This window comes from Paenibacillus sp. XP01 (assembly GCF_057364885.1).
Genome location: NZ_CP139481.1, coordinates 3113339 through 3138356 on the forward strand (window position 1 = coordinate 3113339; position 25018 = coordinate 3138356).

Below are 25018 nucleotides of genomic sequence, written 5' to 3' on the forward strand. Positions count from 1 at the left end.
CACGACAGGGGGAGAGCGATATGGGCGAAATGTCGGCAAACGCAATACAGCGGCAAAGCAGAATGTCCGCCAAAATCGCGGATACGCTGCTGTCCGAGTGCACGGACGGGAACCACCCGAAGCTTGCGGGAAAATGGGGCTACGTTGCCGGAATGACGCTGATGGCCCTAGAGCGTGCGGCAGCCTGGAATAAAGAAGCGAAATATGCGGAAATGGTCCACCGCCACATGGACGGCTTGATTGGCGACGACGGAACGATCCGGACCTACTGTCTGGAAGACTATAACCTGGACATGATCAATGAAGGGAAAAACCTCTTTTCCCAGTGGAGAAAAACGGGCGACGAGAAATACCGCCTGGCGATATTGCGGCTGGTCGCGCAGTTGAAAGGACAGCCGCGCACGAGCGAGGGCGGGTTCTGGCATAAGAAGATTTATCCGTATCAAATGTGGCTGGACGGCGTGTACATGTCCTCTCCGTTTTTGGCCGAATATGCCAGTACGTTTGATCATCCTGAGAGCTTCGATGAAGCGGCACGTCAAATATTGCTGATCGAGCGGAGAACGCGCAATTCCAAGACGGGGCTGTTGCATCATGCCTGGGACGAGAGCAGGGAGCAGCGTTGGTGCGACAAGGAAACCGGCCAATCTTTTCATGTCTGGGGCCGGGCGATGGGCTGGTATGCCATGGCTGTGGTCGATGCGTTGGAGCATTTTCCGATCGATCACTCGCAGCGAGGGCAGATCATGGGCATTTTCGAGCGGATGGCTTATGCGATTGCCCACGCGCAGGACCATGACAGCGGGCTATGGTATCAGGTCATGGACCAGAACGGCAGGGAAGGCAATTACCTGGAAGCTTCCGCTTCCTGCATGCTGACTTATGCGCTGGCGAAGGGACTGCGGCTTCGGTATTTGGCCGAGTTGGATCGCAGCGTCATTGAACGTGCGTATGATGGAATTTTGAACAGGCTGGTTACCGAGGATGAAAAGGGGATACACCTGCACCATATTTGCCACGGCGCAGGCCTTGGCGGCAAGAAATACAGGGACGGCTCATACGCTTATTACATTAACGAAGAGATCGTGAGTGATGCGCAGATGGGCGTTGCTCCGTTCCTGCTGGCAAGCATTGAAATGGAGAAGCTCGGGGCAGGAGAACCATGAGCAGCTTGGCAGGAGATTCGAATGCCGCCAGACCGGACCAAAACAAACTGCTGTTGAAATATCCTGCATCGTGGTGGCAAGGCATGTGGCGTGAAGCGCTTCCTTCGGGCAACGGCAGACTTGGCGCTTCCGTTCAGGGAGGCGTTCAGGAGGAAATTGTGTTATTGCAGCATGCCGATCTATGGCATTGGGGCCAAAAGCACGAACTGCCTGACGTCAGTCATACGCTGCCGGAGACGCGTCGCCTGATGGATGAGGAACGTTATTTGGAGGCGAGCTGGCATTTGACGCGAACGCTGCAGACGCTCGGGTATGCCTCCAGGTTGTCTTCGCGATTTCCGCTCGCGGCGCTAACCGTAACGATGCCTGGCAACCGTGCTTTCCGCAGCTACCGCCGGGAACTGGAGATGGACACGGGTGAGGTTCAGGTTCGCTGGCAAGACGGCGAGCGGGAATACTCCAGGTGTTTGTTCGTCTCCCGGGCGGACGATTGCATCGTCTATAAGGTGGAAGGGAGAGAGCTGGAAAGAACAAACCCGATAAAGGTTACGGAATACAGGGCTGAAGCATCGTCTGAAGGTTCGCTCGAAGGTTGGATCGAAGGAATGATCGGGCTGCGTTTTCACCCCGGCGACAAGGTGCGGGAGGATGACGAATTCAAGGCTTTGGCGTCTTCGATCACTGTACGAGTAGAAGACAACACGATTTATTACGGCGGCCGCAACGATGACGGGCAAGATTTTGGCGCGGTGCTTGTATTAAATCCTTTAGATGGCGGGCACACGGTAAGGAAGGATTCAACGGATGTAGGCAGTACTGCTCAAAAGGGCAGTGACAAGCAGGCAGAAGGTTCAGGCAAAGCTGATCAGAACGAAGGAAGCGGCCAAGCGCTTGCGGGTCATCTCCATTTTCGGATGCCAGGCACATGGCTGATTTTGGTCAAAGTGTTTGCGACCGGGGAAAGGCAGCGGCAGTGGTCTCGGTTAAAAGAGGAACTGTCGCAGCTCGCCTCCGATTACGATGTTTTGCTCGCCAGGCATGTCGCGCTGCATCAACCGCTATTCCGCTCTGTCGGACTTGATCTGGATGATGAAGGCGATGATGGCCGCTGCAATGAAGAGATGCTTCTGGCAGCCTATGAAGGCGCCGCTCCTGCGGGGCTGGTTCGCAAACTTTGGGCTTTCGGCAGGTACCTTTTCATCAGTGGAACGCATGAGCACGGGCAAACGCCTTTTGGTCTTTATGGCTTGTGGGGCGGGGATTACCGGCTGATCTGGGGCCATCACATGGCCAACGAAAACGTGCAAATGATGCATTGGCATTCCAATGTGGGCGGGTTGTCCTGCCTGAACCGGGCATTGTTCCGTTACTATAACGGTTTAATGGAGGATTTCCGGGATAATGCACGCAAGCTCTACGGTTGCCGGGGCATCTATATCCCTGCCGGAACGACGCCGGGCATCGGTGTGCCGAACCAGATCGTGCCGGTTATCATGAACTGGACCGGAGCAGCGGGCTGGCTTGCCAGGCATTATTACGAACATTACAGATATACCGGCGACCTGCATTTTCTGCGGGACGAAGCTTTGCCGTTTATGCGTGAGGCTTTGCTGTTTTATGAGGACTTTCTGGTGCCGGGCCCGGACGGGAAATATATCATCTATCCATCGGTATCTCCGGAGAACACGCCGCAGAACTTCATGCCCAAAGACGGACAGCAGCTTGCACATCCAATGCCCACCGCTATGAATGCTACCATGGATGTGGCCATCGTGAAGGAATTGCTTCAGCATACGATTCAGGCCAGCCATTTGCTCGGCATTCACAAAGAAGACATCCCGCGCTGGGAAGCCATGCTCGGCCGTTTGCCTGCGTATATGGTCAATCCGGCCGGCGCAGTGAAGGAATGGCTGCATCCCGCGTTCGAGGATCGGCAGGATCATCGTCATCTTTCGCATATGTATCCGGTTTTTCCGGGACAGGAGGTGACCCGTGAGCAGCAGCCGGAGCTTTTCAAAGCATTCGAAACGGCGGTGCATCAGCGCCGACTCGGCGCCCAGAGCGGCTGGTCGCTTGCACATATGTCTTCCGTTTATGCACGCCTGGGCGATGGTGATCGGGCACTGGAGTGTCTGGACGTTCTCGCGCGCTCCTGCGTGCTCCATAACGGTTTTACCCTGCATAATGACTGGCGCCAAATGGGGGTGAGTATGACGATGCCTGCTGCACCCGTGCAGTTGGATGCCAATTTGGGCTGGGTCAATGCGGTACAGGAAATGCTGCTATACGTTTCACCGCAGTGGATCAAACTGCTGCCGGCATTGCCGTCCTCATGGGTGAAGGGTTCTTTCCGCGATTGGCGCATACCGGAAGGAAGCCTGTCTCTCCACTGGAATCGGTCAGCAGGAGCATTCCGCGCAGAAATAAGCGCCCTTCGTCCGATGGTTGCCAAGCTTCAATTGCCGCCATGGGTTCCAGGCATTCATGCCTATGGACGAAAGGATGGCATTTCGGGTCCAACGGCGCCGGGTGAGTATAACCTGCAATTAGAAGCCGGGGAGAGGCTTGTGGTTGAACAGGCATGATGTCAAAATGATGAACTGGATGTTATAATTTGGTTTTAATACATTAGCTGAGTAGAGCAGAGAAAGGTGAGATGAGGAGCATGGCTCAAGTCAAAATTTTCGGGATAAAGGAACGCCTGAATCCGGTGAAAGCGAGGTTGTCGGACATCGTCCATGAGTGCGTTGTCGCAAGCTTCGATTTGCCTGAAAGTAAAAAATTCCATCGGTTTTTCCCCATGGACCGGGAGGATTTTCATTATGCGCCCGGACGCACGGAAGCGTATACGATCATTGAATTGAGCATTTTTGAAGGCCGGTCGGAAGCGGCGAAGAAACAGTTGTTTCGTTCGCTTTTCGAACGAATCGAGCAAGAGCTGGCTATTGCCGTTCAGGATGTTGAAATCACGATCTTCGAGACGCCGAAATCCAACTGGGGCATACGGGGATTACCCGGAGACGAATTGGATCTTGATTATAAGGTGGATGTGTAATTAAGTAAGGAATAAAAGATGCCAAGCCGCCGAAAGGTGGCTTTTTTGGTTTTTAATGAATCAGGATGGTGTTGGGGTTGCCGATGGAAGTTTAAGATGCGCAATTCATTTTTTTCTTGACATGTGATGAGAGATGCAATAGATTTTATCTATTAAAGAAATCAATTGAATGGTTTAGAGGTGGTCGAGAGTGGACGAAAGAGAATTTAGAGACGGCTTGTTTATTGAATTCGCTCGGATTGGTAAGTGTTTATCCAGTCCCAAGCGGTTGGAAATTTTGGACGTGCTGACGCAGGGACCGAAATCGGTAGAAAGCATTTCCAAAATGACTTCGATTTCTGTGGCGAACGCTTCCCAGCACTTGCAAACCTTACATCAAGCTAAATTGGTCGTATCCAAGAAACGTGGAAATTATGTGTTTTACGAGCTTTCCGATCCGGCAGTATTACATTTTCTCCATTCTCTTTACGGACTTTCAGAGAAAAAGCTGGTCGAAGTCCAACATATTAAAGAGCAATTTATGGGGCAATTTTCGGATGTGGAGGCCGTCACACTGGATGAATTGTCAAAGCGTATGGATGCAGGAGAAGTCGTGCTTTTGGACGTGCGTCCGATAGATGAATACGAAGCGGCACATATTCCGGGGGCGGTATCAATCCCCATTGAAGAATTAGCCGAGCAATTATCCTCATTGCCGCAAGATGCCGCCATCGTAGCTTACTGTCGTGGACCATATTGCCTTATGGCGATCAAAGCTATTGAAATGCTCAAGGCTCGGGGTTACGAGGCCTTCCATCTTGATCGAAGTGTTCATGATTGGAATGATTACGTGAGTAAGGAAGCAACCACTTCATAAACTTGGAACCAATCAGCAAGGTCTGACCGATATGAAAAATCAGCCTGATTCAGGGAAAGGTGTTAACAAGATGGGAATGGCAAGCTCTGTCACAAGGCAACAAGAATTAATTAATAGCTATGCGGAGTCCCCGGAGAAACAACGGAAGCTGTATCGGCGTACACTTGCAACAGTGATTTTCTCGCAAATTTTTGGAGGTGCCGGCCTTGCCGCCGGAATCACGGTGGGCGCTTTGCTGGCTCAGGACATGCTGGGTACGGACAGTTACGCGGGTGTACCCACGGCACTGTTTACGTTGGGATCGGCTGCGGCAGCCTACATGGTCGGCAGGTATTCTCAGAAAAAAGGGAGAAGGCTTGGCCTAGGTCTGGGATTTGTAATCGGGGGCATAGGCGCAATCGGGGTGATTTTCGCGGCACTCCTGAACAGCATTTGGCTGCTCTTACCTTCGTTGCTCGTATACGGTGCCGGGACAGCGACCAATTTGCAGGCGCGTTATGCAGGAACAGATTTGGCATCACCGAAACAGAGAGCAACTGCAGCGAGCATGGCGATGGTATTCACGACCTTTGGTGCTGTTGCTGGACCTAATCTGGTCGACGTTATGGGCGAATTTGCGCTTACGATTGGTGTACCTAAGCTTGCGGGACCCTTTATTCTGGCTGCGGCCGCTTATATTTTGGCTGGGATCATACTGCTGGTCTTTCTTCGACCCGATCCACTTTTAGTTGCGAAAGCTGCAGCTACGCGAACAGTGCACAATACAACATCTGCGGGACAAACGGAAACACTGCTTGAACGCAGAGGAATCATTCTTGGTGCTTCCGTGATGATTCTGACTCAAATCGTTATGGTTGCCATTATGACGATGACCCCGGTACATATGAAACATCATGGGCACGGGTTAAGCGAGGTAGGAATTGTCATTGGTTTCCATATTGGATCGATGTATTTTCCTTCGTTGATTACAGGCATTTTGGTGGATAAAATCGGTCGAACGACCATGGCCATCGCATCGGGGGTAACGTTACTCCTTGCGGGAATCACGGCAGCACTTGCGCCAGCCGACTCCATGACACTGTTAATCATTGCCCTTTCGCTTTTGGGGCTCGGATGGAATTTTGGACTCATCAGTGGTACGGCACTTATCGTGGATTCAACGAGATCGACGAATCGTGCAAAAGTGCAAGGTTCTGTGGATGTATTGATCGCGCTTGCGGGTGCCTCTGGCGGAGCGCTGTCCGGTATGATGCTGGCACATACCAGTTATGCGGCCTTATCTTTTGCAGGAAGCGCGCTATCGACATTGCTGATACCGATTATGTTCTGGCCTCGTAAAAGGCAAGCGAACGTAGCATTGAATACAATGGGGCTTAATGAATCGAAGGGTGAATAAGGTGGATTGTGACTATCATTGGCGCCGCTGGGCACTCCATGTCTATTCTTGCGAACATATGTTAAAATGGAACAGTACTTACGTTTTAGCAAATAAGGAGGCCCACATGCAGCTGATACAACCCCAAGATATCCAATCCCGGATCGATCGGCTGGCCGATCAGGATCTGTACGTACACCTGGAACTGACGTCAGGTGCATATGCCAATCACTATGACAGCTCGAAACACCCGGCTTCGGCATTCATTACCAATGCGGTTATTCGATATACGCAAGGTTCCATCTCCGGTACAAACCCTTACCGTGTCGGTTTGAAGACAACGCAAGGCTGGATCTATGCCGAAGGACTTACTCACGTCGACGAAAACGAGCAGGAGCGATTGATCCTGGCCGGGCACGATAGCCAAGGCAAATTGGTTGTCGCCCTGCAGTTGAGCCGGGAACCCTTTTGAAGAAAGCGGAGGATCAAGCAAACATGAACAATAAAACATATGAAAATCAACGCATTCTTGTCGTGTTTCCCCATCCTGACGATGAAGCATTCGCTGCATCGGGAACGTTGGCCAAGTACATAGCCGGAGGCGCGCAGGTGACTTATGCTTGCCTTACGCTTGGCGAGATGGGTCGCAACATGGGCATTCCGCCGTTCGCCAACCGGGTTACTCTGCCGATCATTCGCAAAGAGGAACTGAGGGAGTCTGTCGAGGCGATCGGCATTCAGGATTTGAGAATGCTCGGCTTCCATGACAAAATGATCGAATTCGAAGACAAAGACCTGCTCGACGGTCAGATCATGGAACTGGTCAAGGAACTGAATCCCGCACTTGTCATTACCTTCTATCCAGGGTACAGCGTACACCCCGATCATGATGCGACCGGTGCCGCCGTCATTCGTACGATCCAACGGTTGCCGGCAGAAGAGAGACCGCTCGTATACTGCGTGGCGTTTTCCCGCAATCATGAAGAGGCGATCGGAAAACCGGACGTGTTGGTGGACGTCAGTGATTTTCTGGCCAACAAGGTGAATTCGATTCGTGCGCACCGTTCGCAATTCCAGGCCGCAGAGCTTTTCGGAAACCGTGAGCTGGACGATGAAGAAATTCGCGGGAGGTACGGCCGGGAAGCATTCTGGACCTTTCGTTTCGAGTAATTTCCATGCATCCGTCCATATGATTACACATCAAAAAGCCGCCATTGGCGGCTTTTCGTTTGAACAGGCCAGCCAGTATTTACTGGTTGGCCTGTTTTGCCGGTTTGGATTCGAAGGTTTCCCATCGTATGGCGACCTCCATCACAATGGCTACAATGACTCCGACGATGAGCCCGTTCGAAAAAATCGGCGACCACAGCGGCGGAAAATCCGCGAATGCGGAGGCAGGAATGTTCATGATGCCGATCCCGGTCAATACCGGAAGGGCCACGCGATAGATCGTTTTGTCGTTGAACGAAGTCAGCGTGAATGAGCGGATTGCCGTACCGAACATTTGCAGATACGCAATGAACAGCACCGCGCTGCCCACCGACATCGGAAGTGTGGCTAGCCAGTGGCTAAGGGCGGGGACGATCCCCACCAGCACGAGTAAGGCTGCCCCCAGCACAAATGCGGCGCGGCGCAGCACTTTCGTATTTTCCAGAAAGCCGATGGAGGAGGCAAACGTGCCGAACGGTATCAAGCCAAAGCATGCACCGATCACCGAAAACGATTTGGTGAACAATAACGAGCGCACAAATCGCTTGTTTTCAATGTTTTGCTGATACAGTTTGCCCGCCGCCGTGAGACTCGTTAAGGTGTTGGTCATGTTAACGAGGCCGGCGACGAGGCCGACGAGCAAAATTCCCGGTTCGAAGGAAGGCTTGCCCCAAGGCATCCAGTTCCATATAGCGATGCTGCCCGTGTTCGCCGATGCCGTCCCGTCATGCTGGCCGAACAATGCTGCATAAGCGATCCAACCGATAACCAAGCCGCCAAGCAGCGAAAATTGGCCGATTTTGCCCTTTCCTTTCATGTGGATCAGCGATACAACCACCATGACAAAAAGCGACAGTCCCGCAAGCTTCAAATCCCATTTGCCTTCTTCGTTGAAACCGATCAGGCCTTTAAAAAACGTATTCGCCAGTTGGAAGGTCAGCAGGAGCAGATAAACACCCATAACGATGGGTGTAAATATGCGCTGCAGCAGCTTCAAGAAGCCGAATAACGTCAATGCCATCGCCAGGACGCTGGACAAAATAAACCCGCCTGTCAAATTCGCCGCAACGGTGGACGCATCCATGCCCATGGTCGGGGCGGAAGCGATGATGCCCAAAACAAGCCCCCACCAAACCCCGGCAGGTCCATCCATAAGTGCCAAACGATGTCCCCAGAGAGCTTGCACGATGCATAATATGCCGGTCAAAATAAACGAACGCTGCATCGAAGCAGCAAGATCCGGAGCGTCCAGCCCAAGCGCATGGCCGATCGACAGCGGCACAAGCACCGTGTTGGTAAACAAAAAGAAAAGCCACTGCACACCTGCTAGAAGGGTGCTGATGGCATGTTTAGACTGTGCAAATTCCATAATTCATTCCCATCTTTCTGTACTATACAAACCGACTAATCAATACGGCTTCTATAAACATATTTGATTAAGCGTATTAGCGGCCGCCCGCCGCTTTCAGAATCGCGATCATTTCGATATATCCGCGTTTTTCCGCATGTGCCAACGGCGTTACTCCTTCGTTGTCGGGCAGATTTACATCGGCCCCGTGCTCGGTCAACAGCTGCACGATCCGGGTATGTTTGGTGCCGCCATGACCCAAAATAACGGCTTCCAGAAGAGCGGTCCAACCCAGATTGTTGATATGATCGATGTTGACGTCGGAGTGCTCAAGCAAGTACTGCACGATGTCCACATGTCCGCGGTCGGCGGCCGGAATGAGTGCGGTCCCGCCGAACCGGTTCGTAAGCGTCGTGTCTGCTCCCGCCTCCACGGTCAGTTTGACGATATCCAGCAAGCCTTCGGCACCTGCGTACAGCAGCGGGTTATCGGAGCGATGATCGCGCTGGTTGATGTCGGCCCCCGCATCGATCAGCGCTTTTAGCGTGTCCGGATGGTTGCCATGGGTGGCAGCTAATGCTGCGGTCCGTCCGCGTTCGTCGGTAGCGTTAATGTCGGCGCCGGCCTGAAGCAGGGCGAGGATCTTTGCGGTGTTGCCCTGTTCGGCAGCCGCGAACCATTCTTTTTGCATAACTTCATCTCCTTTCGTGTTAACCGTACAACCTGCCAGAATGATAACTATCGCAGCCAAGAGGCCTTGGGTTAAATAACTCACATTATCCCTCCATGAATAGGTAACGTTTTTATGTTATCATGGGATTTATCTATATGAAAAATATTAAATTCGTAGCGAAAGTATATGAAAAAAGTATGTTTGATCACGCCGTCAACCATTCATGTACGCATTTACCGAGTATGGAGGAACTCATGGATATCAAACAGTTGCGTTATTTCATCGCCCTTGCCGAGGAAAAGCAGGTGACTTCGGCAGCGCGCAGGCTTCATATGTCCCAGCCCCCGCTCAGTCAACAGCTGAAGCTGATGGAAAGCGAGCTGGGCGTACGGCTGTTTCACCGGAACGGGCGTCATTTGGAGATGACGGCTTCCGGGAAAACGTTGTACGAGCATGCACTGACGATTACCCGCCTGATGGAGGAAGCCAAAGAAGAGGTGCGCGAATCCGGCACGGATATTCGGGGGAAATTGTCCATTGGAGTCAATACGTTGTCCGATCCGGGGCTGCCGGGTGCACTAAGCCGTTTTCGAGAGCAATATCCCAAAGTGACGTTCAAGATCCAGCAGAACGAAACGAATACGCTCATCCGGTTGATCCGGGAAAAGATGCTCGACATGGCCATCGTCCGCATGCCCGTCGATATGGAAGGACTGGACTACGCGCTGCTCGGGGAAGAGCCTCTTCAATTCGTTGTCGGGGAGAACGGACCGGCATCCGTAGCAAACCTTGCTCAGGCCGTATCCTACGAAACGATCGCGGGTTATCCGCTGCTGCTCCCCAGTACGGAAGGTCTCGGACTATACAATCTGTTGCTGGAGCAATTCCGCTCCAAAGGGCTAACGCCGGACATTATCGGAGAATGCTCCGATATCGGCATGCTGCTGGAACTCGTTTCCTCCGGCTTCGGGGCGTCCATATTGCCCAAGACGTCACTGGCGAGATATATGGATCATCGCCTGCGAACGTATCGCATCGATGATGCAAAGGCGGTATCCGGTTCGGCCGTAGTCTGGCTGAAACGCCATTATTTGAGCAAAGCGGCCATGCTGCTGATCGATTCGATATCGGACAGGTCATCCCGCCAGCGTTGAAACCGGTATTGTTGCATCGGCATGCCGCATATGGGCAACCGGATCAAACTTGTGTTAACATGTGCACTAACGCATTCATAGCAACATGAAGAAGGTGAACCCATGTCGATTCGAATCAAAATGCTGTTGTCCTTTACGGGGATGGTGGTCATAAGCCTGTTGTTTGTCTTGTTTACGGCAAGTCTCTATACCATTGCAGCGACGGGGGATTTGCAAAGCTTCCGCGATATTTATAAAGTACATTACCAAGTCAACCCGCTAACCGATCAAGGAGAAGCCATCTTCCAGGAATTGAAATATACAGCCAAAAACAGCCCGGACGACCTTCAGGACGTCGTTTTGCTGCGCGAGTACGACATGAAGCTGCGAGTCGAGAAATCAGGGCTGTTCGTCAGGCGCGAGAGTCATCAGATTTTCGAATCGCTGACGTTCAATCAACCGGAACTGGGGAGGGCGCTGCCTCCCTATGATCTGAACAACAACCAAATCCGCAGCACGTTTAACATCAGCGAACGATTCTATGCTTACGCCAAATTCGATTTCACATTTTCGGACGGTGAGCGGGGGAGCGTGTTCGTCATTCGGGAGAGAAGCCCGGTTGCCGAACTTACGCGTAAACTGCTTCCGGTTATGTCGCTTTTGCTGATCGGCGTGCTGATCGTTACGAACCTGCTGCTTTACCGCTGGATCACTCGAAGTTTCATTAAGCCGTTGAATCAACTGAAAGACTCTGCAGAGCGAATCAAGGAGGGCAACCTCGCGTTCCAACTCAAGCGCAATTCCAATGACGAGGTCGGACAATTGAGCGAAGCTTTCGAGAGCATGCGCAACCAATTGCAGCGTTCGAACGAGCTCCGGAAACTGGACGAACAGAACCGAAAGGAGCTCATTTCCAACATTTCGCATGATTTGCGTACGCCGATCACCAACATTAAAGATACATCGAAGGCATTCGCGACGGCGTGGCCAACACCCCTGAGAAAATGGAAAGCTACGTCAACATCATTCACGCCAAAGCCGTTAGCATGGACAAGCTGGTCGATGAGCTCTTCTTGTACTCCAAGCTCGACTTGAATCAAGAACCGTTTCTGTTCAAAACGGTGGACATCGTCGATTTTTTGGAAGACAGCATCGAGGAATTAAGATACGACATGGAAGGCAAAGGCGTCGTCTTCGGTTGGTTCAACCATGCGGCCGGGCCAGTCATGGCATCAGTGGATTTGGACAAGCTGCAGCGTACGGTGGTCAACATCGTGGACAATGCGCTGAAATATATGGAAACCGACGGACAGAGGCGATTCGGCATTACGCTGGATGCGGACAGCGAATGGATCACGATGGCGTTCATGGATAACGGAAAAGGCATACCGGAAGAGGCCTTGCCCCATATTTTCGAGCGTTTCTACCGTGCAGAGCCATCCCGCAATTCCGCAACGGGAGGGAGCGGACTAGGGCTTGCCATCGCCCGTCAAATCATCGACGGCCATGGCGGCTTGATCTGGGCAGAGAGCGAGAAGGGGGCAGGGACGACGATTTTCATCCAATTGAAACGGCTGACGGAAGAGGAGGTACGGCATGGAGAAAGCCAACATATTGATCATTGAGGACGAAACGACGATTGCGCAATTGGAGCGGGATTATTTTGAGCTTCACGGATTCGCTGTCGATCTTTGCCATACCGGAAACGAAGGGCTGAAGCTGGGGCTGGAGGAAGACTATAACCTGATCATTGTTGACCTGATGCTGCCGGGATTGGATGGTTTCGAGTTGTGCAGGCGCATTCGCGAGGTGAAGGAAGTGCCCATTCTCGTGGTGTCCGCCAAAAAGGAAGAGATCGACAAAATCCGGACGTTCAATCTGGGCGTCGACGATTTTATCACGAAACCGTTCAGTCCAAGCGAATTGGTTGCCAGAGCCAAAGCCCATTTGATGAGATACGAGCGGCTGCTCGGCAAAAGCAAACCCGCGGAGCAGGATGAAATTCATGTTCGCGGACTGCACATCGACAAGGCATCCCGCCGCGTGTTTGCGAATGGCGAAGAAATCGCGATCACTACGAAGGAGTTCGATCTGTTAGTCTTCCTGGCCAGCCATCCTAACAGGGTATTTGGAAAAACCGAATTGTTCGAACGTATTTGGGGCATGGATTCCAGTGGGGATATCGCCACGGTGACTGTGCACATTCGCAAGCTTCGCGGAAAGCTTGAGGCTGATCCGTCGAATCCGGAGTATATCGAAACGGTATGGGGAGCAGGGTACCGGTTTACGGTCTGAGTTTCGATAAAAATTCGCCAAAGTTTATTTTTTGTTAATCTTTTTGCCCTTGGGAGTTTCTTTCTATCCTCTATGCTAGGAATACAGGCAATAACAACCCATTAGAGGAGGAAATTCAGCATGAAACTCACAGCCAAAAAATTCGCCGCATTGTTAACCATAGCCGCATTAGGAACGACAGCACTTCCGACCTCTTATCATCAGGCATACGCAGCTCCAAGCACCGTGAACGTCTCGGCGACAGGATTGCAGTTGGCCTCGCAGATTGAAGCCGCCATTAAGGAATTGAACGATCTCGGCATCATGAACGGATATGCAGACGGCTCGATGGGAGAGCAGCGGGAAATCAACCGCGCCGAACTCGCCACATTGTTATATAAAGGGTTTGGACTGGAAAACAAGTCGGGTGAAGGCGTGCAATTGTCCGACGTCAATGCCAATGCATGGTATGCGCCATACGCATCGAAGCTTGTTGAACTCGGCATCATGAAAGCCGACAACGGTCAGTTCAATCCGCAAGCCACCATAACGGATGCGGAGCTCGCTGAAGCCGTTTCCTCGGTGCTGCAGCGGGACATCAAATCCGTTCAGCACTGGATGAACGCATTTTACGTGGAGAGCAGCCCAGTAACGCGGGGAGAAACGGCGGTCTTGCTGCAAACGGCCCGTTTGGCCATTCCTTCCGAAGAAGCACAGGTGACCAGCGTTCGATCGCTGAACGCCATTACGCTGATCGTTACGTTCGACAGACCATTGACAGCAGCGGATGAAGTTTTTGCCAAAGCACAAACGGATTTGGCGATCAGCGGAGGGTTGAAATTAACCAACATGCCTCGTTTGAAAACAGGGTCGATCGCAACCTATATCGTTCCGACGTCCGTTCAGAACGAGGGCGAATTCTATCGTCTTACATACAAAGGGACAGCTGCAGGGACATTCACGGGCAGCGGCACCAAACTGAATATGACGACAGCAACCCAGATCACGAACGATACATTTGAGCTTGAAGCTCTGCAAGCGAATGGCGTCGTCGACTACGGGTACGTCATTTCCGCATACAGCGGCGGACGTGGCGCGAACGCATTCGTGCTGGACGACAGCGAAGAAGCAGCAGGAAAAACGTATCAGATCATCTCTTCCATGCAAGCAAGAGAAGTGGTGATCACACCGGAAGGCGGCGAGCCGATTGTTGCGAAATACGTTCCGTTCACCCAATCGACGGATGGCAAACAAAAGCCGAAATTCCGCATGCCGGAAGGGCAGGTGCTGCAACCTGGCGTGAAATATACGGTGACTTCCGATTGGGCAAACATTGCCAATCCTTCGTTCGTGGCGTCAACGTTCGAACCGCTCCAGATTGAAAGCGCGCAGGCCTTGAGTGAAACGTCCGTGGAAGTCACGCTGGCCCAAGATCCTGGCGATGAACTGTTCTCCGGCCGCAGCGTCACGCTGACATCGCCGGAAGGAGACGTATTGACGGCGACATACAAATATTCGAGCCGCAAAGGCGCGACAGGCGTATTTGACCTGTCTGGCGACGGCAAGCTGGTAACTGGCACAACGTACACGGTGGCACCTGTCGGCGAATGGGCGGCCGGTTCTTCGGTAACGACGACGTTTGAGTAAGAGAGCGGACGTGAACATTCCGGACCGAGGCGGCGTATCGCCGCTCACCCACGCCAAGTACAACGGATTTAAGGAAATAGAAGCCATTTTGATCCAGGCAGGCGCCAAAGAGTAGATTTAGCTTCAAACTTTAAATTCCATTAGAACGAAAAACGGCCTTCTCCTAATGTGGAGAAGGCCGTTTTTTTGAAATCACCAATGTTTATCGGTGCAATGACAAGGCTTAAAAATCGAAATTGTCCGGGTCGGGTCCGACGCGCAGATTTTCGTTCATCGCCGTAATTTGCTTCATTTCATCGGCGGACAGTTCAAAGTCGAACACATCGGCATTGGAAACGATCCGCTGCTCTTTGGTGGATTTCGGAATCGTCACCACGCCATTTTGCAGATCCCAACGGATGATGACTTGGGCCACTTCCTTGTTGTGCTTGTCCGCGATTTCCCGGAGCAGCGGATGGTCAAGCAATTGTCCTTGCATCAACGGTGACCACGCCTCCAATTGAATGCCGTGCTCGCGGCAGAAGTCGCCGACTTCCTGCTGGGTGAGACGAGGATGGTATTCCACCTGATTGACCATGGGCACAACTTTGGCGTCCTTCATCAAATCCTGCAGATGATGAACCTGGAAGTTGCTGACACCGATCGCTTTCACTTTGCCGGATGCATAGAGCGTCTCCAATGCTCTCCAGGCCTCTTTATATTTTCCGGCAACAGGCCAATGAATGAGGTACAGATCCAGGTAATCCAATCCCAACTTTTGAAGACTTGTTTCATAAGCAGCAAGGGTGGACTCATATCCAAGATCGGCATTCCATACTTTCGAAGTGATGAACAATTCGTCACGGCTTATTCCGGCATTTTTCATACCTTGGCGGATGCCTTCGCCGACTCCTGATTCATTGCCATAAATAGCAGCGGTATCGATGCTCCGATAACCTTGCCCAATCGCATATTGAACCGCATGAACGAGTTCCTGTCCTTCTTCCACCTTGAATACGCCGAGGCCCAGGCCTGGCATGTTGACTCCATTATGCAGCGTGACTGTATCTTGCAGGTTTTTTATCATGATTGTGCCTCCAATGAATGGTTTTGTTGGTATTTTGTTTGTTGCGGTTTATCGGCTCGGGCGTCGCGTTTTTCAAGCAGTCGGCTCCAGCCTGTAAGAATAACCGCGCCTGCGACCATCAGCGCCCCGATCCAGGCGGTGTGGATCAAGCCGATCGAATCGGTGATCACGCCGCCGAGATACGAGCCGATGGCGATGCCTGCATTAAATGCCGCGATGTTGATCGCGGACGCGACATCCACCGCTGATGGAACATAACGCTCTGCAAGCACGACGACATGCGACTGCAAGCCGGGAACGTTCATGAAAGCGAACAATCCCATGAGAATTAAAGTTATGAGACCGGCAACCTTATACGGTGCTGTGAAGTACATGGCAAACAGGACGATGGCCTGAATGATGAACATGAAAAATAATGCGCGCAGCGTATTGCGGTTCGCCAGTTTGCCGCCAGCCATGTTGCCGATGGCGATCGCAACGCCGTAGACGAGAAGAATGATGGCAACGGTGCTTTCTCCAAATCCCGTAATGGTTTGAAGCATTGGCGACAGGTACGTGTACACCACGAAGGTGCCGCCGTATCCCAAAGCGGTAATCATGAACATCAACAACAAGCGTCCGTTCGTGATCAGCTTGTACTGATCCCGGAAAGAAGCCTTCGCGCCTTTGCGCAGATCGGACGGAACGAGCAGGGCGTTTGCGACAAATGCTGCTGCACCGATGGCGACGATAATGATGAATGCGACGCGCCATCCAAATTGCTGCCCGATAAAGGTACCGATCGGCACTCCGGTTACCGTAGCCACGGTAAGGCCGGTAAACATGATCGAAATGGCGCTCGCCCGTCGGTGCTCAGGCACGACGTCTGCGGCGATCGTCGACCCGATCGACATAAACACGCCGTGGGAGAAAGCGGACACGACGCGTGCGGCCAGCAGCATGCCGATGCTGGTTGCCGACGCCGCCAGCGCGTTGCCGATGATGAATACGACCATAATCCACAGCAGCAACGTTTTGCGTGGTATTTTCGAAGTGACGGACGTCAGTACGGGCGCTCCGAACGTGACGCCCAGCGCATATAGTGAAACGGTCAGCCCTGCCGTTGTGACGGAAATATGCATGTCCTCCGCGATCAGGGGCAGCAGCCCGACGCTGATGAACTCGGTGGTGCCGATGGCAAAGGCGCTAATGGCCAAAGCCAACAGCGCAAGCAGGCTGCGTTTATTGTCCGTAGACATGAATGTTCCCTCCTGTATAGGTTATGATGCAAAGTAGATGCCAGCTTGATTTGTTAATCCGTAAAGCGTGGCACTCCTCGGCGACAAATGCTATTATGGAGGATGAATTCAAAGGTTGGAAGTACGTACTTTTTTGTACTATAGGAACCTGAAAGTACGATAGGTACTTTTTGGTGCCTACCTTACGCAATGGAGAGATGAAGATGAAGGACAAAAAATATAACATCGGGGTAGAGGCAACGCTGGACGTCATCGGGGGGAAATGGAAATGCGTCATTCTGTGCCATCTGACCCATGGACGGAGAAGAACCAGCGAGTTGAAGCGGCTCATGCCAGACATCACGCAAAAAATGCTGACGCAGCAGCTGCGCGAGCTTGAAGCCGACGGCATTATCAAACGGATCGTGCACCATGAAATTCCTCCCAAGGTGGAGTATGAATTGAGCGAATACGGGCAAAGTCTGCAAAGCATTCTCGATGCGTTATGCGCATGGGGGGAACAGCACATCTGTAATGTGTACGGCCATTACGACGTGCTCGACCAAAATCCGCTGAACGAACATTTGCGATCCTCCGCGAATGAACCGCAATAACGAACCCGCAGAATGAACTTAAGCCGTCTCGCAGCTCTCTGGAAAATGACCAAAGCCCTGCCAATCCATGGATTGGCGGGGCTTTTGAAGGTTGTTACATCGTCTAACATGGATACTCTACAGCATGATGTATGCATGGGAGTTGTTTTGCATTCAACGCGGTTCCTTGGTTGCCCGTGCAGCTTTCACATATTTAAGCTGCGCAACGATGATCACGCTGATAATGACCAGCAAAAACCAGGAGCTGATCTTGCTGAAACTGACGAGATGCCAGGTTTCGTGCTGGTCCGGATACTTCCAGCCATTAAAAAAGGTAGCGATGTTCTCGGCTGCCCAAATGAAAAATCCGACAATGAGAAAAGCGATCGTTAACGGCATGCGATACGTTTTGGTACGCACTCTATAGATGATCCAAGTTTTCCAAAAGACGATAAACACCAACGCCGTCAACCACCAGCGAAAATCAGGGATGAAATGATGGGTGAAAAAGTTGAGGTATATCGCTCCGCCAAGCAGGAAGGAAGACGTGCCTCCAGGCCATCCGGTCATATCCATCCGCAGCCTGCGCCAGATCTGGCACATGAAGCTCGCCACGCTCGCGTACATGAACCCGCTGTAGAGCGGAACTCCGAACAGTTTGGTATACGCTTCTTCAGGGTACGACCAAGATCCCATCCAGACTTTATACAATTCAAGTGCCAGGCCGATGACGTGAAAGACGCAGATGACTTTGATTTCGTCGAGGGTTTCCAGTCCGCTGCGGTACATAACATACTGCACGCCGAGCAATATGAGCAGGATCGCATCGTAACGATGCAGGAAAGGAATCTCGATGATGCTGGTCAGGGCCAGCGTTCCAAAGATGGCGACCGGGAAAATGCAGCTCATCGCCTGATGGTATCCAAAATGGAGAAGTTGAATGAAAGCTTTCAAAACGGTTGTGCTCCTTCCGATGCACTGCCTAATGCGATGGATGACATGACGTCATTCATTCGTTTTTATGTCTATAGAAACCGCGTTAATCAATCACACAAGGCCACTGCGAGTGCAGTACCATCTTCCGATCGCTGTTATCCCCAGATTTTTTTGAATCCCCTTTCTAAGGGGAAAATCCGGTGATAAATGCGACCGCTTCGCTTCTCCAGACTGGTTCTGCCTCTCCGTTAACGTGTGTATGTTTTTTGCGGTTTATTTACATAGCCCATTCATCATAATATATGTGATCAGGCAGAAAAAGAGAAAAAAACGGATATACATCTTCTTGTTTTAGCCGAAAAGGAAGGAAAGCGAACGACTGATTTTAGCATAACGCACACAAAAAAAGCCGGACACGCCTGTTGCAGGCGGGACCAGCTTCTGAGGAATACGCGATAAAAGCAGCGCATGTGAATCAAACGGTTATTACATGTTCGTGTACTTCATCATGGTCTTAATTTACAGCAGTGGTTGAAACGTACTTGGCACGGGCAATTTTAGTGGCATCGACCATGTTGCGCAGGGAGGCGATCGTTTCTTCCTGTCCCCGGGTTTTTAAGCCGCAATCCGGATTGATCCAGAACAGCTTCGGATCGAGCACACGCAAGGCACGGTCGATCATTGTGCTCATTTCCTCGACGTTCGGCACGCGCGGACTATGGATATCATAGACCCCGAGACCGATGCCCAGTTTGTATGTGTTCAGCTCAAAGCTGTGAATCAGCTCGCCATGGCTGCGGGACGTTTCGATCGAGATGACGTCGGCATCCATCGCTTCGATCGAGTCGATCATGTCATGGAATTCGCAATAGCACATATGCGTATGGATTTGCGTTGTTTCCTGCACGGTGCACGTCGTGATTCGGAATGCTTTGACCGCCCAATCCAGGTAATTCGCCTGCTCCGCTTCCTTAAGCGGCAAACCTTCGCGAACTGCGGGTTCATCGACCTGAATCATGCCAATGCCTGCCTGTTCCAAAGCTTCGACTTCTTGTCTAAGCGCGTAAGCCAGTTGATAAGCGATCTGCTCACGCGGGATATCGTCGCGCACGAACGACCAGTTCATGATCGTGATCGGTCCGGTCAGCATGCCTTTGACCGGGCGATCGGTTCGGGATTGGGCGTATTTGGTTTCTTCAACGGTCATTTCTCCGATAAAGGCGACATCACCATAGATCACAGGCGGTTTTACGCAACGGGAACCATACGACTGGACCCAGCCGAATTGCGTAAACGCAAAGCCGGCCAGTTTTTCACCGAAAAATTCAACCATGTCGGTACGTTCGAACTCCCCGTGTACGAGTACATCCAGCCCGATATTTTCCTGAATTTCAATCCAAGCATCGATCTGTTTCCGGATAAAGTCGGCATATCGTTCATCACTGAGTTCGCGTTTGCGCCACGATTGGCGTGCTTTCCGCACTTCGGCGGATTGAGGGAAGCTGCCGATCGTCGTCGTTGGGAAAAGAGGCAACTGCCATTTGGCTTGCTGCAAGACGTAACGTTCCGCAAAAGGAAGGGAACGCTTCGGCTCTAGCTTACTCAATGCAGCCACCGCCTGATGAACGGCAGCCCGATTCCGCTCTGCCGATTGCTGAAGAGCCTGAAGGGCTTGCTCTGCATCATGCAATTCGGTTTCGATCTCTGCTTTCCCGGAAGACAGGGCTTTGGTCAACAGAACGATTTCATGGAGCTTCTCATCGGCAAAAGCGAGCGCGTTGTTCAACTCGGACGGAAGCTTCGTCTCTCGCTCCGTAGTAACCGGCACATGAAGCAGGCTGCAAGAGGACTGCACGATGATGCGTTCCGGCGGCACGATTTTGGCCAAAGACTCCAGCAACAGCAGCTTGTCCTGAAGGGAAGCCTTCCAGATTCCACGCCCATCGATGACGCCTGCACCGAGCACCTTGTCTGCCGGGAAACCGGACGTTTGGATGGACTTCAGATTGCCGGAAAGCCCGTGAACGAAATCAAGACCGATGCCTTGCACGGGCAATGCCACGATGTCGTCATAATGTTCCACCGATTCAAAGTAGGTTTGCAGCATGATGTTCAGGCCTGGTGTCGCTGTGGCAAATGTCTTGTAGATTTTGTTGAGCCGGCTGATATCCGCTGTATCCAAGGAAGTGACCAGAATCGGTTCATCGATTTGAACCCACTGAACGCCTTCGTCCGCAAGCTCTTTAAGAAGCTGCGAATAGAGTGGAAGGAGGCGATCCAGCCAAGCATCGGTTTCGGATTTGTCGTACCCTTTGGACAATTTCAGGAAAGTCAGCGGACCAACGATCACGGGTTTGCCTTCAATCCCCAGCTGTGCCTTGGCTTCGCGGTAAGCGACCAGCGGTCTGTTCTCGGTGAGCGCGGGTTCGGCGCCGTCCAGCTCGGGAACGATATAGTGATAGTTGGTGTTGAACCATTTTGTCATTTCGCTGGCTGCCGCATCTTTCGTACCGCGGGCAATGCCGTAATAGACGGATAACGGAACGGCGCCGCCGTCGTAAGAAAAGCGTTTCGGAACGATGCCAAACATGACGGCTGTATCCAATATGTGATCGTAGAAACTGAAATCATTCACGGGAATGAGATCGACGCCTTTGGCCTGCTGTTTGCGCAAATGGTCTAAACGAATGTCTTGCAGCCGCTGCAAAAATTCCGTTTCTTCCAGTTTTCCGGCCCAAAAGGCTTCCAATGCTTTTTTCCATTCACGGTCCGCGCCGATTCGCGGATATCCCAATACACTGCTCTTCGTCATTGCTCATAACCCCTCTACAAATGTGTTACAGAAAAGGTATCATAGAATGCCCGGCACCATGTAATTCCAGAAAATTATATCTAGCTATAGCTAAAAGCTATAGTGGGAATGACGATGACTGCATGGAGCGAACCTGAAGAAGCTTCGGAAATGTACGGGAGATCGGCATCACGAATGGACCAATGGTTGTGGGGCATAATAGTCATCGAAATAGAGGGGGGATTACGATATTAAGTCACTATTCATTTAATTAGTAACTTTCGTAATTAAGTTATGGGGATACGATCAATGTTTCAAATCTAAGACGGAACGGTTACATATTCCAAGCGTTTATTTTGTGTATAGTAGCTTGACTTTCGTCAAAATCGTTTATACTGGAGGAATCAACATGACGGATCTTAAAGACAAGGTTGCCATTATTACGGGCGGGGCTTCCGGTATAGGTTTGGCAACGGTAAAAGCTTTTCTGGACAAAGGCGCGAAAGTCGTGATCGCCGATTACGACGAGGAGCACGGAAAAAGCGTGGAACAAGAACTGAAACAGACCTATAAAGATGTTGTTTTTATCAAAACGAATGTAGCCGATGAGAAACAAGTCGAAAACTTGGTGGCAGAAACAGTTAAACAATTCGGAAAATTGGACGTGATTTTTAACAATGCCGGCGTTGGCGTGCAGAAACCTTCGCATGAATTGACGGACGAAGAATACAAACGTGTCATTTCCATCAACCAAGACGGCGTATTCTACGGTTCAAAATATGCCATCCGCGAAATGTTGAAAACAGGCGGAGGTTCTGTCATCAGCACGTCTTCGATTCTTGGTTCCGTGGGTGAACCCACGTCCATGCCTTATGCAGCAAGTAAAGGTGCCGTCAACCAGATCACCAAATCGCTTGCTCTGGAATATGCGGATCGTAACATCCGCGTTAATGCCGTAGCTCCCGGATTCGTCGAGAGCGGCATGGTCAACAAAGAGGCACTGGGAGAATTCTACGACGGTTTGGTCGCGAAACATCCGCTGGGCCGCTTGGGCAGACCGGAAGAGATTGCTCATGCCGTCGTATTCCTGGCTGAAAATGATTTTGTTACAGGAACAACCGTGTTAGTGGACGGCGGATATCTGGCCCAATAACTACCCGATCTATAGCATTTGAAGCCGAAAAGCGGTACAAACCCGAAAATGGTTTGTGCTGCTTTTTTTGTTTGTTTTGGCAATGCCTCCATTCTTGATGGGAAGTTCTGTCAGTATAGCATGCTTGATTGGTATAAAAAGGGCTTTGGATCTTTGGATAATTCTCTCCTAGATGTATAGGCTGCTCCTGTGCTATGTTGTATGGTGCAGGAGGACGCCTGCTTATCGATGATGAGAAGCGAGGGACCATTCATGTATAAACAAAAGACGAAACAAACCGATTGCAGTGTCGTTGAATTCATCGAAAGCGTGGACAACCCGAAAAAACGGGAGGATGCCTATCGATTGCTGGATATATTCACGAAGGCTACGGGAGATGAAGCCAAGATGTGGGGCCCGAGCATCATCGGATTCGGAGCGTATCATTACAAGTATGAATCCGGCCATGAAGGCCATGCGCCGCTGGTGGGATTCTCCCCAAGAAAAGCAAAAATCAGCTTGTATTTTGCGACAGGAGACCCGCAGCGGGAACATCTTTTGAAAGATTTCGGCAAACATACGACAGGAAAAGCATGCGTCTACATTAACAAGGTGGACGATATTAACGTCGGGATATTGGAAGCTTTAATCCAACAGTCGGTCCGTTTTTTGAAGGAAAGGTACCCCGCCGGCCCGGCTTGAGGCAAGATAACGTAAAAGCAGGAAAGCATCCGTGATGTACTAACATCTAACTATATGAAAAAAGAATGAGGCGGGAATGTCTATGAAGTTGGAACGATTGATCTCCATCATTTATAAGTTGATCAATCATGAAGTGATATCGGCTTCCACATTAGCCCAAGAGTTTCAAGTCTCGCAAAGAACGATCTATCGGGATATTGACGTGATCTGCGCTGCCGGTTTCCCGGTTGTATCGCACCAGGGAACCAAGGGCGGGTACGGCATGATGGAGGGCTACAAAATGGATAAAAGCCTGCTCGGATCGTATGACGTGAGTACCTTGATCACCGTGCTCCAAAGTCTGTCCACCGTGTTTGACGACGAGCGTGCGCAGGGAACCATCGAACGGTTGCAAACGATCGGGCCTGAACATCGGACGCCGAATGTATCGGTCGATTTGGAAACCCGCAGGACGGCACCCGAAGCACTTCAGCTTTTGCGTAAAGCCATAACGAATCGAAGCGTCGTTCGCTTTGACTATATCAATGCCAACAATGAACGTACGCTTCGCGAATTGGAACCGATGAGGCTTCATTATAAATATCGAAATTGGTACATTTACGGATTTTGCCGGACTCGGGACGACTGCCGGGAATTTCGGTTATCCAGGTTGATGAACTTGGTTCTGACTCAAGAAACTTTTCAACCGCATGAGGAGCAGCCGGAAGAAACAAGGGGATCGAACCAAGCATGGCAAGGCGAGTTGGAGGATGTTGTGATTCGCGTCGGACCCGATGCCTTGGCGGAAGCGTTGGATCAATTTCATCACATGCACAAGCAATTTCATGCCGACGGCAGCATGACGATGCGAATTCCCGTGTATAAACCGATGGAAGCGAAGTGGCTTTGGTTCATTCTGCTCGGATTCGGCAGCAGGGCAGAGGTGCTTGAACCCTATGAATTGCGGGGCATCTTAAAAAAACAACTTCAAAATACGCTCCAACTTTATGAAGAAGGCTGACACGCTGTTGTCAAACTTCTTTTTTTATAATCATGTTCAGAAACGTAAACAAAATCATTGCTAATTCAAAGGAGACGCTACGAATGACAAATCATGCAACGGAAATGTATCATTACCATGTTTGGGCAAACCAAACGATCTTAGGGAGAATTGGCGAGCTGCCATCCTCGGTGCTGCATCAGGAAGTGAACAGCTCGTACCCCACGATCGCCCATGCCCTCAGCCATATTTATGCGGTGGATACGATGTGGTACAAGGTATTGTCAGGAATGGGCATGCAAGAGGCGCTCCAGGAAGGTATGCCGCTAAACGCTCAGATTTTGCCGTCCATCGAAGAATATACCCAGGCTTTTGCCGAGTTGGCGGAACGATTGAAGCAATGGCTCCAAGGCCAAAACGATTTGGAACAAACCATTTTGCTCGATAATCCGTTTGCAGGCATCCGCGAAACGCGTCTATCGGAAATGGTGCTGCACCTTGTTAATCATGGGACTTACCATAGGGGGAACATATCCACAATGCTGCGTCAGTTGGGTCATGCTTCAACGATGAATGACTATGCTTTGTATTGGTATCAAGGCTTGGCGTGAATCCATTTAACTCGAAGGGAGCGATAATCAACACGATCCAAAGCTATAAAAGCCAGCCAAAAAATATACACTAGCCGATTGGACAATTTCATTGCGAACACGAGAGAAGACATCATGTATGGTCAGTGGAATGATCAGGGTCGTTTGTTGGATTATTAGCAGTTGATATTACTCGGATCGTGAAAATTAACCCAGGAAGTCGCCACAATGGCGGCTTTTTTGGCCTTTTGGAACAATTATGCTGTCATCTGTTTC

Annotated in this window: 22 protein-coding genes and 2 pseudogenes; 18 read left to right on the plus strand and 6 right to left on the minus strand. The window is 51.1% G+C overall.

Features of this window, described 5'->3' with window-relative positions:
* Positions 1–20 precede the first annotated feature (20 nt).
* From SNR34_RS14345 to bshB2, 7 genes are all read left to right on the plus strand, one after another.
* The gene (locus tag SNR34_RS14345) at positions 21–1166 is read left to right on the plus strand and encodes a glycoside hydrolase family 88/105 protein (protein WP_486182225.1); all 1146 of its coding nucleotides are present in this window, start codon (positions 21–23) and stop codon (positions 1164–1166) included.
* On the plus strand, positions 1163–3751 hold the full coding sequence (locus SNR34_RS14350; RefSeq protein ID WP_486182226.1) for a glycosyl hydrolase family 95 catalytic domain-containing protein: 2589 nt from the start codon (positions 1163–1165) through the stop codon (positions 3749–3751). Before SNR34_RS14345 ends, SNR34_RS14350 begins: the two co-directional genes overlap by 4 nt.
* A gap of 80 nt (positions 3752–3831) precedes the next feature.
* Positions 3832–4221: a tautomerase family protein gene (locus SNR34_RS14355; RefSeq protein WP_236413823.1), complete on the plus strand. Its 390-nt coding sequence runs from the start codon at positions 3832–3834 to the stop codon at positions 4219–4221.
* Between the two features lie 190 nt (positions 4222–4411).
* Positions 4412–5077 (plus strand): ArsR/SmtB family transcription factor, encoded by a 666-nt coding sequence (locus SNR34_RS14360; protein WP_236413824.1) that lies wholly within the window; start codon positions 4412–4414, stop codon positions 5075–5077.
* 70 nt (positions 5078–5147) lie between these two features.
* The gene (locus SNR34_RS14365) at positions 5148–6473 is read left to right on the plus strand and encodes an MFS transporter (RefSeq protein ID WP_236413825.1); all 1326 of its coding nucleotides are present in this window, start codon (positions 5148–5150) and stop codon (positions 6471–6473) included.
* Positions 6474–6579: 106 nt separating this feature from the next.
* Positions 6580–6924 carry a YojF family protein gene (locus SNR34_RS14370; protein WP_236413826.1) on the plus strand — a complete coding sequence of 115 codons (345 nt, stop codon included), beginning with the start codon at positions 6580–6582 and terminating at the stop codon, positions 6922–6924.
* A 23-nt stretch (positions 6925–6947) separates the two neighbouring features.
* Positions 6948–7622 carry a bacillithiol biosynthesis deacetylase BshB2 gene (gene bshB2 / locus SNR34_RS14375; protein WP_339278063.1) on the plus strand — a complete coding sequence of 225 codons (675 nt, stop codon included), beginning with the start codon at positions 6948–6950 and terminating at the stop codon, positions 7620–7622.
* A gap of 79 nt (positions 7623–7701) precedes the next feature.
* On the opposite strand, the gene SNR34_RS14380 is transcribed toward bshB2, so the two are convergent.
* A complete protein-coding gene (locus SNR34_RS14380; RefSeq protein WP_486182227.1) occupies positions 7702–9030 on the minus strand; it encodes a uracil/xanthine transporter in 1329 nt (442 codons plus the stop codon).
* A gap of 76 nt (positions 9031–9106) precedes the next feature.
* Complete coding sequence (locus SNR34_RS14385) at positions 9107–9700, minus strand: ankyrin repeat domain-containing protein (RefSeq protein ID WP_486182228.1); 594 nt, start codon at positions 9698–9700, stop codon at positions 9107–9109.
* 236 nt (positions 9701–9936) lie between these two features.
* On the opposite strand from SNR34_RS14385, the gene SNR34_RS14390 reads away from it, so the two are divergent.
* The 5 genes and pseudogenes from SNR34_RS14390 to SNR34_RS14410 all read left to right on the plus strand — a co-directional run bounded on the left by SNR34_RS14390 (position 9937) and on the right by SNR34_RS14410 (position 14851).
* Positions 9937–10836, plus strand: coding sequence for a LysR family transcriptional regulator (locus tag SNR34_RS14390; RefSeq protein ID WP_486182229.1), 900 nt, complete (start codon positions 9937–9939; stop codon positions 10834–10836).
* Between the two features lie 102 nt (positions 10837–10938).
* Positions 10939–12440, plus strand: a pseudogene (locus tag SNR34_RS14395) (sensor histidine kinase).
* Positions 12412–13110, plus strand: coding sequence for a response regulator transcription factor (locus tag SNR34_RS14400; RefSeq protein WP_236413832.1), 699 nt, complete (start codon positions 12412–12414; stop codon positions 13108–13110). The pseudogene SNR34_RS14395 and the gene SNR34_RS14400 overlap by 29 nt, the downstream one beginning before the upstream one ends.
* Before the next feature lie 120 nt (positions 13111–13230).
* Entirely contained in the window at positions 13231–14736 is a 1506-nt protein-coding gene (locus SNR34_RS14405) for an S-layer homology domain-containing protein (protein ID WP_486182230.1), read from the plus strand.
* Positions 14729–14851, plus strand: a complete 123-nt coding sequence (locus tag SNR34_RS14410) for a hypothetical protein (protein WP_486182231.1) — start codon at positions 14729–14731, stop codon at positions 14849–14851. Before SNR34_RS14405 ends, SNR34_RS14410 begins: the two co-directional genes overlap by 8 nt.
* A 108-nt stretch (positions 14852–14959) precedes the next feature.
* Here SNR34_RS14410 and SNR34_RS14415 read toward each other — a convergent pair whose 3' ends face one another.
* Entirely contained in the window at positions 14960–15802 is an 843-nt protein-coding gene (locus SNR34_RS14415; RefSeq protein ID WP_486182232.1) for an aldo/keto reductase, read from the minus strand.
* Entirely contained in the window at positions 15799–17040 is a 1242-nt protein-coding gene (locus SNR34_RS14420) for an MFS transporter (protein ID WP_236413835.1), read from the minus strand. Before SNR34_RS14420 ends, SNR34_RS14415 begins: the two co-directional genes overlap by 4 nt.
* A gap of 203 nt (positions 17041–17243) precedes the next feature.
* Between SNR34_RS14420 and SNR34_RS14425 the strand changes: the two genes are divergently transcribed.
* The gene (locus SNR34_RS14425) at positions 17244–17633 is read left to right on the plus strand and encodes a winged helix-turn-helix transcriptional regulator (RefSeq protein WP_236413836.1); all 390 of its coding nucleotides are present in this window, start codon (positions 17244–17246) and stop codon (positions 17631–17633) included.
* A gap of 153 nt (positions 17634–17786) precedes the next feature.
* On the opposite strand, the gene SNR34_RS14430 is transcribed toward SNR34_RS14425, so the two are convergent.
* Positions 17787–18566 (minus strand): DUF817 domain-containing protein, encoded by a 780-nt coding sequence (locus tag SNR34_RS14430; protein ID WP_343260715.1) that lies wholly within the window; start codon positions 18564–18566, stop codon positions 17787–17789.
* Between the two features lie 496 nt (positions 18567–19062).
* Positions 19063–21360 carry a 5-methyltetrahydropteroyltriglutamate--homocysteine S-methyltransferase gene (gene metE, locus SNR34_RS14435; protein WP_486182233.1) on the minus strand — a complete coding sequence of 766 codons (2298 nt, stop codon included), beginning with the start codon at positions 21358–21360 and terminating at the stop codon, positions 19063–19065.
* 388 nt (positions 21361–21748) lie between these two features.
* On the opposite strand from metE, the gene SNR34_RS14440 reads away from it, so the two are divergent.
* From SNR34_RS14440 to SNR34_RS14460, 5 genes and pseudogenes are all read left to right on the plus strand, one after another.
* Positions 21749–22492, plus strand: coding sequence for an SDR family NAD(P)-dependent oxidoreductase (locus SNR34_RS14440; RefSeq protein ID WP_343260713.1), 744 nt, complete (start codon positions 21749–21751; stop codon positions 22490–22492).
* Between the two features lie 252 nt (positions 22493–22744).
* A complete protein-coding gene (locus tag SNR34_RS14445) occupies positions 22745–23173 on the plus strand; it encodes a DUF1801 domain-containing protein (RefSeq protein WP_486182234.1) in 429 nt (142 codons plus the stop codon).
* An 82-nt stretch (positions 23174–23255) separates the two neighbouring features.
* Positions 23256–24173, plus strand: coding sequence for a helix-turn-helix transcriptional regulator (locus SNR34_RS14450; protein WP_236414341.1), 918 nt, complete (start codon positions 23256–23258; stop codon positions 24171–24173).
* Positions 24174–24256: 83 nt separating this feature from the next.
* Positions 24257–24763: a DinB family protein gene (locus SNR34_RS14455; protein WP_339278075.1), complete on the plus strand. Its 507-nt coding sequence runs from the start codon at positions 24257–24259 to the stop codon at positions 24761–24763.
* Between the two features lie 26 nt (positions 24764–24789).
* A pseudogene (locus SNR34_RS14460) lies at positions 24790–24922 on the plus strand (YdeI/OmpD-associated family protein); the annotation flags it as partial.
* Positions 24923–25018: the final 96 nt, after the last annotated feature.

Excerpts from the sequence above, each read along its gene's own strand:
- SNR34_RS14345 (WP_486182225.1), top strand. The coding sequence starts at position 21 with ATGGGCGAAATGTCGGCAAACGCAATACAGCGGCAAAGCAGAATGTCC.
- SNR34_RS14350 (WP_486182226.1), top strand. The coding sequence starts at position 1,163 with ATGAGCAGCTTGGCAGGAGATTCGAATGCCGCCAGACCGGACCAAAAC.
- SNR34_RS14355 (WP_236413823.1), top strand. The coding sequence starts at position 3,832 with ATGGCTCAAGTCAAAATTTTCGGGATAAAGGAACGCCTGAATCCGGTG.
- SNR34_RS14365 (WP_236413825.1), top strand. The coding sequence starts at position 5,148 with ATGGGAATGGCAAGCTCTGTCACAAGGCAACAAGAATTAATTAATAGC.
- SNR34_RS14370 (WP_236413826.1), top strand. The coding sequence starts at position 6,580 with ATGCAGCTGATACAACCCCAAGATATCCAATCCCGGATCGATCGGCTG.
- bshB2 (WP_339278063.1), top strand. The coding sequence starts at position 6,948 with ATGAACAATAAAACATATGAAAATCAACGCATTCTTGTCGTGTTTCCC.
- SNR34_RS14380 (WP_486182227.1), bottom strand. The coding sequence starts at position 9,030 with ATGGAATTTGCACAGTCTAAACATGCCATCAGCACCCTTCTAGCAGGT.
- SNR34_RS14385 (WP_486182228.1), bottom strand. The coding sequence starts at position 9,700 with ATGCAAAAAGAATGGTTCGCGGCTGCCGAACAGGGCAACACCGCAAAG.
- SNR34_RS14390 (WP_486182229.1), top strand. The coding sequence starts at position 9,937 with ATGGATATCAAACAGTTGCGTTATTTCATCGCCCTTGCCGAGGAAAAG.
- SNR34_RS14400 (WP_236413832.1), top strand. The coding sequence starts at position 12,412 with ATGGAGAAAGCCAACATATTGATCATTGAGGACGAAACGACGATTGCG.
- SNR34_RS14405 (WP_486182230.1), top strand. The coding sequence starts at position 13,231 with ATGAAACTCACAGCCAAAAAATTCGCCGCATTGTTAACCATAGCCGCA.
- SNR34_RS14415 (WP_486182232.1), bottom strand. The coding sequence starts at position 15,802 with ATGATAAAAAACCTGCAAGATACAGTCACGCTGCATAATGGAGTCAAC.
- SNR34_RS14420 (WP_236413835.1), bottom strand. The coding sequence starts at position 17,040 with ATGTCTACGGACAATAAACGCAGCCTGCTTGCGCTGTTGGCTTTGGCC.
- SNR34_RS14425 (WP_236413836.1), top strand. The coding sequence starts at position 17,244 with ATGAAGGACAAAAAATATAACATCGGGGTAGAGGCAACGCTGGACGTC.
- metE (WP_486182233.1), bottom strand. The coding sequence starts at position 21,360 with ATGACGAAGAGCAGTGTATTGGGATATCCGCGAATCGGCGCGGACCGT.
- SNR34_RS14440 (WP_343260713.1), top strand. The coding sequence starts at position 21,749 with ATGACGGATCTTAAAGACAAGGTTGCCATTATTACGGGCGGGGCTTCC.
- SNR34_RS14445 (WP_486182234.1), top strand. The coding sequence starts at position 22,745 with ATGTATAAACAAAAGACGAAACAAACCGATTGCAGTGTCGTTGAATTC.
- SNR34_RS14450 (WP_236414341.1), top strand. The coding sequence starts at position 23,256 with ATGAAGTTGGAACGATTGATCTCCATCATTTATAAGTTGATCAATCAT.
- SNR34_RS14455 (WP_339278075.1), top strand. The coding sequence starts at position 24,257 with ATGACAAATCATGCAACGGAAATGTATCATTACCATGTTTGGGCAAAC.